The 10,407-nt window shown below is 62.9% G+C and carries 12 protein-coding genes; 8 read left to right on the plus strand and 4 right to left on the minus strand.

The window, feature by feature from the left end; genetic code table 11:
* Positions 1-12 precede the first annotated feature (12 nt).
* The 4 genes from HMPREF1484_RS00750 to trmB all read left to right on the plus strand — a co-directional run bounded on the left by HMPREF1484_RS00750 (position 13) and on the right by trmB (position 4,632).
* Positions 13-771, plus strand: a complete 759-nt coding sequence (locus HMPREF1484_RS00750; RefSeq protein WP_016663097.1) for an HAD family phosphatase — start codon at positions 13-15, stop codon at positions 769-771.
* Positions 768-3,290 (plus strand): glycoside hydrolase family 65 protein, encoded by a 2,523-nt coding sequence (locus HMPREF1484_RS00755; RefSeq protein WP_016663098.1) that lies wholly within the window; start codon positions 768-770, stop codon positions 3,288-3,290. The genes HMPREF1484_RS00750 and HMPREF1484_RS00755 overlap by 4 nt, the downstream gene beginning before the upstream one ends.
* Before the next feature lie 75 nt (positions 3,291-3,365).
* On the plus strand, positions 3,366-3,836 hold the full coding sequence (locus tag HMPREF1484_RS00760) for a ubiquinol-cytochrome c reductase iron-sulfur subunit (protein ID WP_016663099.1): 471 nt from the start codon (positions 3,366-3,368) through the stop codon (positions 3,834-3,836).
* Complete coding sequence (gene trmB / locus HMPREF1484_RS00765; RefSeq protein ID WP_016663100.1) at positions 3,829-4,632, plus strand: tRNA (guanosine(46)-N7)-methyltransferase TrmB; 804 nt, start codon at positions 3,829-3,831, stop codon at positions 4,630-4,632. The genes HMPREF1484_RS00760 and trmB overlap by 8 nt, the downstream gene beginning before the upstream one ends.
* A gap of 13 nt (positions 4,633-4,645) precedes the next feature.
* Here trmB and HMPREF1484_RS00770 read toward each other — a convergent pair whose 3' ends face one another.
* Positions 4,646-5,356 (minus strand): response regulator transcription factor, encoded by a 711-nt coding sequence (locus tag HMPREF1484_RS00770; RefSeq protein WP_016663101.1) that lies wholly within the window; start codon positions 5,354-5,356, stop codon positions 4,646-4,648.
* Between the two features lie 5 nt (positions 5,357-5,361).
* On the minus strand, positions 5,362-6,633 hold the full coding sequence (locus tag HMPREF1484_RS00775) for a cell wall metabolism sensor histidine kinase WalK (protein WP_016663102.1): 1,272 nt from the start codon (positions 6,631-6,633) through the stop codon (positions 5,362-5,364).
* Positions 6,634-6,692: 59 nt separating this feature from the next.
* On the opposite strand from HMPREF1484_RS00775, the gene phoU reads away from it, so the two are divergent.
* Positions 6,693-7,370: a phosphate signaling complex protein PhoU gene (gene phoU / locus HMPREF1484_RS00780; protein WP_016663103.1), complete on the plus strand. Its 678-nt coding sequence runs from the start codon at positions 6,693-6,695 to the stop codon at positions 7,368-7,370.
* Between the two features lie 135 nt (positions 7,371-7,505).
* Here the strand turns inward: phoU and HMPREF1484_RS11385 are convergent, their stop codons facing one another.
* The gene (locus tag HMPREF1484_RS11385) at positions 7,506-7,709 is read right to left on the minus strand and encodes a hypothetical protein (RefSeq protein ID WP_147594859.1); all 204 of its coding nucleotides are present in this window, start codon (positions 7,707-7,709) and stop codon (positions 7,506-7,508) included.
* Between the two features lie 127 nt (positions 7,710-7,836).
* Here HMPREF1484_RS11385 and HMPREF1484_RS00785 point away from each other — a divergent pair, with 127 nt between their 5' ends.
* A complete protein-coding gene (locus HMPREF1484_RS00785) occupies positions 7,837-8,214 on the plus strand; it encodes a DUF4235 domain-containing protein (RefSeq protein WP_016663104.1) in 378 nt (125 codons plus the stop codon).
* 516 nt (positions 8,215-8,730) lie between these two features.
* On the opposite strand, the gene HMPREF1484_RS00790 is transcribed toward HMPREF1484_RS00785, so the two are convergent.
* On the minus strand, positions 8,731-9,204 hold the full coding sequence (locus tag HMPREF1484_RS00790) for a hypothetical protein (RefSeq protein WP_016663105.1): 474 nt from the start codon (positions 9,202-9,204) through the stop codon (positions 8,731-8,733).
* 231 nt (positions 9,205-9,435) lie between these two features.
* Between HMPREF1484_RS00790 and HMPREF1484_RS00795 the strand changes: the two genes are divergently transcribed.
* Together HMPREF1484_RS00795 and HMPREF1484_RS00800 are read left to right on the plus strand one after the other, a co-directional pair.
* Positions 9,436-9,918 (plus strand): CarD family transcriptional regulator, encoded by a 483-nt coding sequence (locus tag HMPREF1484_RS00795; RefSeq protein ID WP_016663106.1) that lies wholly within the window; start codon positions 9,436-9,438, stop codon positions 9,916-9,918.
* Entirely contained in the window at positions 9,918-10,223 is a 306-nt protein-coding gene (locus tag HMPREF1484_RS00800; protein ID WP_016663107.1) for a PTS sugar transporter subunit IIB, read from the plus strand. Before HMPREF1484_RS00795 ends, HMPREF1484_RS00800 begins: the two co-directional genes overlap by 1 nt.
* Positions 10,224-10,407: the final 184 nt, after the last annotated feature.

Raw genomic sequence — 10,407 nt, forward strand, 5'->3', positions numbered from 1 at the left:
TACAGTTATTCCGTGACTGAGAACGCGACGAACGCTCCCCAAGATCCCACGCCCGCCGCTTCCTTCAACGCGGCTAGCTTTGACGCCTACCTTTTCGACCTCGACGGGGTCGTCACCCCCACCGCCGACGTCCACATGCGAGCCTGGAGTCGTATGTTCAACCAGGTGCTCGTGGACTACGAGGGGCAGGCCAAATACACCGACATGGACTACTTCACGTACGTGGATGGCAAGCCGCGCTACGACGGCGTGAGGAGTTTCCTCGCCTCCCGCGGGATTAACCTGCCCGAAGGAAATCCCGACGACGCCCCCGCCGCCATGACCGTCTGCGGCCTCGGTAACCGCAAGAACGCCCTCGTGCTCGACATCCTCGAGCAGGAAGGGGTCGAGCCGTATCCCGGCACGCTCGCGTTCCTTGACTCGCTGCCCGAAACTGCGAAAATCGCGATCGTCTCGAGCTCGAAGAATGCCCGCACCGTGCTGAAGGCCGCTGGACTGCTCGAACGCTTCGAGGTGATCGTGGACGGCAACGTCGCAGCCGAACACTCGATCCAGGGCAAACCCGCCCCCGACACCTACCTTTATGGCGCGAAGCTCGTGGGCGTGCCCGCCGAGAAAGCCGTCGTGCTTGAAGACGCTACGAGCGGCGTGCAGGCCGGGGCCGCGGGCAACTTCGGTGCCGTCATCGGCGTTAACCGCGGCGTGGGCCAAGAGGCGCTCGCCGAAGCCGGCGCCACCATCGTTGTTGACGACCTCAAGGAGCTGGCATGAGCATCCATAAAGTCTCCGCCGACCCCATGGACAGGGTCCACCTGCCCGTGGATGAATGGCAGCTCGTCGAGTCGCGCCCCGGCGCACAGCTCGGTTTCCTCGAAACGATTTTCGCGACCGCCAACGGCTATCTCGGCATGCGCGGCACGCCCGAGGAGGGCCGCGACGTCGCAAGTCACGGCACGTTCCTCAACGGGTTCCACGAAACCTGGCCCATCAAGCATGCCGAGAACGCGTTCGGCTTCGCGAAGACCGGGCAGACCATCGTGAACGCACCCGATTCGACCGTCATCAAGCTTTACGTCGACGATGAACCGCTCAACGTCTCCACGAGCGACCTCCTCGAATACAAGCGCTGGATCGACTTCCGCGAAGGCGTTCTGCGCCGCGATCTTCTGTGGCGCACCCCGAGCGGTGCCCAGGTGCGCGTGCGCTCTAGCCGCATGGTGAGCTTCACCGACCGCCACCTCGCGCTCATGTCCCTCGAGGTCGAAATGGTCAAGGGAAGCGCCCCGATCGCGATCTCTTCCCAAATCATCAACCGCCAGGACCTCAACGTCGATGCCGCGCCCGCGACGGCCCCGCGTGCCGGCGAGAACAAGTACGATCCGCGGCAAACCACGTCGTTTGACACGCGCGTGCTGATCCCGGAAGACAATCACGCCTCCGGCGACCGCGTGCTCATGGGCTATCGCACCGCCCACTCTGGAATCGGCGTTGGCGTTGCCGCCGACCACACAGTCGAGACGGAAATCGACTTCCAGAGCCTCGTCAAAATCGACGACGACATGGGTCGATTCATCATGCGTGGCGAACTGCCCGAGGGCGAGAAATTCCTCGTCAAGAAGGCCGTTGCCTACCACTTTGCACCGGGTGTGCCGGTGCGCGAGCTCCAGGATCGATGCCGCCGCACGCTCGACCGCGTACACAAGCACAAGCTTGAGAACTACCACGACGCACAGCGGGAATTCCTCAAACGCTTCTGGGAACGCTCGGACATCCGCATCGAGGGCCAAAGTGCCGTGCAGCAGGCGGCCCGCTGGTGCATCTACCAGCTCGCACAAGCCGCCGCTCGTGCCGACCAAGCGGGAGTCCCCGCGAAAGGCATGACAGGCTCCGGCTACGAAGGCCACTACTTCTGGGATACCGACATCTATGTCGTCCCGTTCCTCACCTTCACCTCGCCGGAATGGGCACGCAATGCCCTGCGCTTCCGCGTGAACCTTCTCGATGCGGCCCGCGAGAGAGCCCGTGAGCTCAACCAGCGGGGCGCCCTCTTCCCGTGGCGCACCATTAACGGCGACGAGGCGAGTGCCTACTACGCGGCCGGAACCGCGCAGTACCACATCGACGCGGACATCGCGTGGGCGTTCGCCACCTACAACGACATCACGGGCGATACGAGCTTCCTCGACCTCCAAGGCGCCGAAGTCCTCGCGGAGACCGCGCGCATGTGGGCCGATCTTGGCTTCTGGCGTACCAATGGCGAGCGGACGTTCCATATTCACGGCGTGACCGGGCCCGACGAATACACGACGGTCGTGAACAACAACCTGTTCACGAACGTCATGGCGAAATACAACCTCGAGCGGGCCGCTCGCACACTGCTCGATCTGCGCGAACGCCTCCCCGAGGCCTACCGCGCGCTCGTGCAAAAAATTGACCTCGACGAGCGCGAGATCGACGAGTGGCAGGCCTGCGCCGAAGGCATGTACATCGAGTTCGACGAAACGATGGGCATCCATCCCCAGGACGACCGCTTCCTCGATCGCGAGGTGTGGGACATCAAGTCCACCCCGGCCGACCGTTTCCCGCTTTTGCTCAACTACCACCCGCTCGTGATCTACCGCTTCCAAGTCATCAAGCAGGCGGACGTCGTCCTCGCGACCTACCTGCGCGGTGCCGAATTCACGACCGAGCACAAGAAGGCGAACTTCGAGTACTACGATCCGATCACGACCGGCGACTCGACCCTGTCCGCAGTCGTCCAGTCGATCATGGCTGCAGAGGTGGGCCACCAGGATCTCGCCCTCGATTACTTCCTCACGGGCCTCTACGTTGACCTCGCCGACCTGCACAAAAACACGAAGGATGGCGTTCATATCGCCTCCGCGGGCGGCGTGTGGAACGGCCTCGTCGCAGGCTTTGGCGGCATGCGCTTCAACGACGGCGACATCAGCTTCGACCCGCGCCTGCCCGATGAATGGCCCGCCCTTGAGTTCCCTCTCACCGTGCGCGGCAGCCGCTTCACCGTGCGGATCACGAAGGGCGACATCACCTTCACGCTCGACGAGGGCGAGGAGCTCGAGGTCAGCGTGCGCGGCGAAACGGTCCGCATCACGAACGAGAGCGTGAGGGTTCCTCTCCATGGCCAGGGCCCCATCCTCCAGGACGGCGACATCGAGGCGCACTACGTTGGCGATTCACGCGCCGACGGCACCCTCATCACCTCGACCGTGCCCGACCCGAACTCGCCGTGGGAGTACCCGGAGGCGGCGTGTGAGGAGCACGAAGGCTAGGGTCCGGGGGATAAAATTGGGGTCCGACGCTTGCCCGGCAGGCGTCGGACCCTGTTTTTTCATCGAAAGAGAGCCATGAAACCGCGCATCGTCCGTGCTGATCTTCCCGCCGAGCCCACCAGTGAGCTGCCACCGTGCGTGAAGCGACGTGATCTCGGCGCGCTCGGTCTGACCGGTGCTGCCGCGCTTGCCCTCGCCGGCTGTGGCCCGGATCGCGGTGGCCTCAAGGCAAAGGAAGTCCAGGTCGATGACTCGGGCGCCGTTTCCCTCGAGGACCTTCCCGAAAACCAGACGACCATCGTGAACTTCGGCGGGCAAAAGGCATTCGTCGCCGTCGTCCGTGGAAGCGGCGATGACCTCCACGGCTTCGAGGCATACTGCACGCACCAGGGCTGCGCCCTCAACCCCGAGGGGCCCGTGCTTCACTGCCCGTGCCACGATTCGACGTTTGATTCTCAAACGGGAGACGTCAAGGGCGGTCCCGCCGAGAAGCCCCTAACCGAAGTGGCCCTTAAGGTCGCCGACGGCAAGGTTACCCGTGCCTGAGGCCTCGAATCTCACGAGCGACGGGCGAGTTCGGCGCGAGGTCGTCAGCTTCGTGCGTCGCGGCTCCCGTCTGAACGCCGCCCAGGAGCGCGCGTGGCAGGCGCATGCCGCTCAGTACGTCGTGGACGTTCCGCGCGGGGCCCGCTCGACTCTCGCCGACCCTTCCGTGCGACTGTCCGTTTCGGAACTGTACGGGAATGCGAACCCGCTCATCGTGGAGATCGGCTCCGGGCAGGGCGATTGCATCGCCGCCGCGGCGGCCTCGCGCCCGAGCGAAAACTTCCTCGCCCTCGAGGTGTACAAGCCGGGCCTTGCCCAAACGATGCTCCACCTCGAGCGCCTGTGCCTGCCCCGCAACGTGAAAATGCTCGAGGTCGACGCCGAGAACTCCCTGCCCACGCTTCTCGGGCCCGAATCGATCCGTGAAGTGTGGATCTTCTTTGCAGACCCGTGGCACAAAACAAAACACCACAAGCGTCGGCTGGTCTCTCCCGAGTTCCTGCGGGCCCTCACGACGCTCCTCGAGCCGGGCGGAATTATTCGCACCGCGACCGACTGGGCTGACTACGCCGAGCACCAGCACGCCGCTTTCGAGACCGTCGCGGCCGAGGGGCTGCTCGTGAACCTCCACCCGTCAGGGCCGAGGCCCGAGGGCACCGCGTCTGACTCGGTGAGCGACGCAATGCCGAACGAGGGGTTTGCGCCGCGGTTCGACGGGCGCGTGCGCACCGCCTTCGAGAAGAAGGCAACGGCGGCTGGGCGCCTCGTGTGGGAGTTCGCCTACCAAAAACCGTAAGCGCTCCGACGGGTTAGGCCTCCGCGGGCGACTCAAACTTGTAGCCGAGGCCGCGCACCGTCACGATGAGCTCCGGGCTCTTCGGATTGACCTCGATCTTCGCGCGCAAGCGCTTGATGTGCACGTCGAGGGTTTTCGTGTCGCCCACGTAGTTTGAGCCCCACACGCGATCGATGAGCTGGCCGCGCGTGAGAACACGATCGGCGTTGCGCAGCAGAATCTCGAGAAGCTCGAACTCCTTGAGGGGAAGCGGCGTATCCACGCCACGCACCCGCACCACGTGCCGATCGACGTTCATCTCGATCCCGCCGGCCGTCAGCACGGCCTCGTCTTCAACGCTGTCCTGGCCGGGTGCCTTCTGCTGCTCGCCGCGGCGAAGAACGGCTTTGATGCGAGCGAGAAGTTCGCGCGACGAATACGGCTTCGTCACGTAGTCGTCGGCGCCGAGCTCGAGACCGAGAACCTTATCGAACTCGTCATCCTTCGCGGTGAGCATGATAACGGGCACGCTCGACGTCTTGCGGATCTCGCGGCACACATCAGTGCCGCTCATACCGGGAAGCATGAGGTCGAGAAGCACGAGGTCAGCCCCATGCACCTGGAACACCGCGAGCCCTCGGTCGCCGGTATTTGCCACCGCGACCTCATATCCCTCCTTGCGCAGCGAGTAGCTGAGCGCGTCCGAGAAACTCTCCTCGTCTTCAACAATGAGGATGCGTGCCATGTTTCCTATTCTCCTGTGTGAATGGGCAGATCCCGTGGTGAATCGTCGGCGAGCTCGGGGATTCGAAGCGTGAACGTCGAACCTGAGCCCTCCTTCGACCATACTGTGACTTCGCCCCCGTGGTTGCTCGCAATGTGCTTCACGATCGACAGGCCAAGGCCGGTGCCGCCGGTCGCACGGGAGCGTGCCTTATCCACGCGGTAGAAACGCTCAAAAATGCGTTCCATATTTTCGGGCGAGATGCCGATCCCCTCGTCCTTCACGGAGATTTCGACCATGCCGTTATGGCGGCGGGTCGATACGCCGATGAGGGTGTTCGGCGGTGAATACGTAATCGCGTTCATGATTAGGTTCGACAGTGCCGTGGTCAGCATCGTCGAGCTTCCGAAAACCTCGAGGTTTTGCGTGCCACCGGACTGGATCGTCATGCCGTGGCCCGAGGCGAGGTTCTGGTTGAGGGCAACAGCTTCGGCAACCACGGAGTCGACGTCGACCGTGGAGGCGTCGGCAAAAGATTGCGCCCCCTGCACGCGCGACAGCTCGATGATTTCCTGGACGAGGAGCGAGAGGCGCCGCGATTCAGTTTGCATGCGGCTCGCGAAGCGGCGCACGGCTTCGGGGTCATCTGCGGCGTCCTCCATCGTTTCCGCGAGGAGCGTTAAGGCGCCGACGGGGGTTTTCAATTCGTGCGAGACGTTCGCGACAAAGTCACGACGCGTTTCTTCGACGCGGGACTGCTTCGTGAGGTCATCGGCAAGCACGAGGATTCGCCGTGAGCTGCTGAGCGCGCCCACGCGCACGCTCACAACAGTGGGCGTGTTGAGATCTGAGCGGGTGGTTTTCTCGTTCGTCAGCATCTGCTCGCGGAAGCCACCTTGGCGCGAGACCTGGGTGACGATGTCGATGAGATCACGGTGCGCGAGCCGCGGGTAGTCTCCGCCGGTGGTGCGCACGAGGCCATAGCTATAGGCAAGGGGTGAGGCGCGCAGGACGTCGCCGCTCGAATCGAGCAGTACGTACGCGCTCGAGAGGATCGACAGCACTTCGGAGGTGGGCTCCGGGATAACCGGCTTCGCCGGTTCCGGCACAGGCCGGCTCCCACGCAGCGCCGCGTAGGTCGCCACAACTCCCGCCACAAGGCCGCACGCGGCAGCGACAAAGAGGAGAGCAACGGAATTCACCCCACCAGGGTACTCGGTCTCGGGGTCCGACGGCTCCCCGCGCCCCATCGAACCCAATTTCGTTTCCTGGTTATTCACCTTGGGGTTTGCCAACATTCACTTCCCACCGGGAAAATGGGAGGTGCATTACTGCCCCTAGAGAAAAGGACGATCCGATGCGTGCAGCATTCCAGAATGAACTTCAGGTCCTGCGCGATGGCCTGATGGAGATGAACTCCCTCGTCGCCACCGCACTCGAGGACGCCTCGAAGGCGCTGCTCACCGGCGACCTCGCGCTCGCCGAGAAGGTCATCGTCCGCGACCAGGAGATCGACGATCTCCAGGCGGAGCTCGACGAGAAGGCCATTGACGTCCTCGCGACGCAGTCCCCCGTCGCTACGGACCTCCGCACGGTCGTTGCCACACTCCGCATGAGCGCGTCGCTTGAGCGCATGGGCGATCTCGCCGCTCACATCGCGCTCGTGCTGCGCCGCCGCCACCCGAACGAGGTCATCCCGGCTGATCTCAAGCCGACCGTCGAGACGCTCGCCGATCTCAGCCTCAACGCCGTCCACGATGCCGGGAAGGTCCTCGAGAGCTACGACATAGCCCTCGCCGCCGTCATCGAGGAGCGCGACAACAACGTGGATCGCGCCATGGACGAGGTTTACGCCGCGCTCTCCGCCGACGACGCCTCCTACTCCGTCAAGGAGTCCGTTGACCTTGCGCTGCTCGCTCGCTTCTACGAGCGCCTTGGCGACCACGCCGTATCGATTGCGCGCCGCGTGGTGTTCCTCGTGACAGGCGATTCGCTCGACTCGCACAACCCACACACGGACGTCGACGAGTTCTGATCCGCTAGGCGATTCCTTAGCAGCGCCGCACTCCTGGGCGCTCAGTCTTTCAGTAAAAAGCGGGGTTCCGGCTTCTGGCCGGGGCCCCGCTTTTGCTACCCGCTTACTCCACACCCCCACCAGCCGCGCCCCCACTCACCGTTTTTCCTTCTCATGCCTCCCCCTCTTCCCCTCTTCCCCTCTTCCCCACCCGCTGTCTTTCCTCCTCACCCGCCCCTCCTCCCCCGCTCTCCTTCCTCCTCCCCTGCTTTCCTTCCTCCTCACCTCTTCTTTTTCAAAGTGGTGAAAAACGGTGTTTATCCCCTCGATATCGCACGTGAGGTGGCTAAAAATCACCACTTGGAAACTTGCGAGGGGTACAAAGCGAGAATTGACCGGGGGCTGGGCAACCGTCGGAACCCTAACTCGTTCCAGATTCTCCCGGTAACCTGTGGCGGTACCCGCATCAACAGCGACAGGAGTTCCTATGCCCTCGAAGCCCAGCAATCCCCTGGTCGGCGCTATCGTGACGGTTGCCGGGATTGGAACGTCGATCCTCGCGAAGAAGGCGCTCGAGGCCGGCTGGCATCGCGCTTTCGACGAGGAAGTTCCTGACTCGAAGTTCGAGAAGCAGGCAAAGAAAGACCTCAAGGCTCGCCAGAAGCAGGCAAAGAAGGATGGCGCCTCGAAGGCCGAGATCAAGGCCATGACGAGCGAGTACGACGACGTCGATGCTTGGAAGGTCGCCCTTTTCACGATCCTGTCCGGCGTTGTCATCTCGGGTCTGCAGCAGGTGGCGAAGAAGGGCGCACAGTCGGGGGCGGAGCGTCTCGTGGCGCGTCGCCCGCGCGCGAACCGCGGCTAAATAGCGACTACTCAAATGGAAGCCCGGCCTCATGGGGGCCGGGCTTTTGCCATCTTCACTCCCCAGCTGCTTCCTTGCCCTCCTGATTCGTCGCTGCTTGCCTGATTCGTCGCCGGTCCTGGCCTGATTCCTCGCTGCTTCCAGCGCTCACCTCCATTTTTGACTCTCGGCACCTGTTGCCTCAGCCTCTGCCTCTTTTCTTCGCCTCTGCCTTTTCCGTTCCCGCCACTCGCGCACAGATCCAAAGTGGTGAAAAACAGCCACTTGAAGCCAAAAAAGAGGGCAGTTGACGCCGTTTTTCACCACTTTCAAAAAGAACGCGAGGCATACAGTGCCAGCGCGGAGTCAAAAACACAGGGCCAGGATGCACCCAAAGCAAAAACGCAGGGCAAGCGGGCACCCAAGGCAAAAACGCGGGGCCAGTAGGAACCTAGGTCAAACCGCGGGACCAGGATGCACTCGAATTAAAAGTGAGCGGCCCCGCGATGCGGGGCCGCCACATGAATTCAGCGTCGACTACTTTTCAGGCGCGAGGTATTCGAGGGATTCGTCGAGCAGCTGCACGGTGAGGCGCTGCGTCTCGTTGCCAACGGTGATATCGACGAAAAGGTTGTCACCCGGCTTCTTCGAGGTCGTGACCTGGATGGGGTCGACGCCCTCGCCGCCAATCTTGATGGTTTCGCCGGCGGGCACGTTGATGCTCGCGCCGCCGTTAGCACCCTCGACGAAGGCGAGGCTGACGGTGAAATCCTCGGTCGATTGATTCACGATTGCGCCGGTGACCTGTACGCCGTTCGCCCCTTTGACAGCGAGGAGATTGCGGACGCCGACGGGCTTCGAGGCACCTTCGGGCGTGAAGTTGAGGAGGGCGCCCTCTGCCGGCTGGTAGAAGTGGTGGGTTTGCGTCGGGTTGAAATAGGCACAACCGCTGAGGCTGAAGGCGGCGATGCCCATGAGCGCGGCAGCGCGGGAGAGGGGACGAAGTTTCACTCTGACTCCTGCGATTTTGAGGTCACGTAGTTGTCGATGACGTAATGGTTTGCGTCGCGAAGCGGGACTTCCCGGCCGGGACTAAGAGCCCACCCGGAGGGGGAACCGCCGCGCTAGCAGCACCCTCACAGACTACCCCACACTCGGGCGTCACCGCCCAATGATGTGGCGGCGAAATATAGCACACACGTGGATGTTAGAATGGATGCTGGACGAAAGGGACCTGAACTCATGAATTTTAATGTCGGCGAAACAGTCGTCTACCCGCACCACGGTGCGGCGCTCATCGAAGAAGTCAACGAGCGCACCATCAAGGGCAAGGTCAAGAAGTACCTGAAGCTCAAGGTTGCGCAGGGTGATCTCACCATTGAGGTGCCCGCGGAGAATGTTGACATGGTGGGCGTGCGCGATGTCGTCGACCAAAAGGGCCTCGAAGAGGTTTTCGAGGTGCTTCGCCAGCCTTATGTTGAGGAGCCCACGAACTGGTCGCGCCGTTATAAGGCGAATGTGGAGAAGCTTGCCTCGGGTGACATCAAGAAGGTTGCCGAGGTCGTTCGTGACCTGTGGCGCCGCGATCAGGACCGCGGTTTGAGCGCGGGTGAGAAGCGAATGCTCTCGAAGGCTCGCCAGATTCTCACCTCCGAGCTTGCGCTTGCAGAGGATTGCTCGCCTGAGCGAGCCGAGGAAATTCTCGACGAGGTTCTCGCGTCCTGATGAAACATGTCGCGGTTGTGTGCGGCGCCGGGGTGGCGACCTCCTCGGTGATCCGCAAGCGCATCGAGGCGCATTACGACGTTCGCAAGATTGACGTGAACGTTACGCAGGCAACCGTGATGGATTTGCTGTCGCCGCAGTTTTCCGCCGATGCGATTGTCACGACGGTCACGATTCCCACGTCAATTGGGATCCCTCAGTTGAGTGGGATGCCGCTTCTACTCGGCACAGATTCGAGAGTGACATTCGAGGCGCTCGACCAATTGCTCGGCTTCACCTCGCGCCGCGAGGATCCGCAGGCCTAGCTCCGTGCCGCGCGGGCCGGTGGCCGCGCGCTTTTCAGCGCTCTCCCCGCTTCTTGAACCCCGAACTGCACCGCGAGGCCGGGCGGTTCCGGTGGGTTCAAGTGCGCGCCTTGGCAAAGGCTTCGCGGTCCGACGGCTGCTCCGCCGTCATCGTGTCGCGTTCGGTAAACACTGAGGGCGGCGG

It is taken from the genome of Dermabacter sp. HFH0086, from assembly GCF_000413375.1.
In the GTDB taxonomy this organism is placed as follows: Bacteria; Actinomycetota; Actinomycetes; order Actinomycetales; family Dermabacteraceae; genus Dermabacter; species Dermabacter hominis.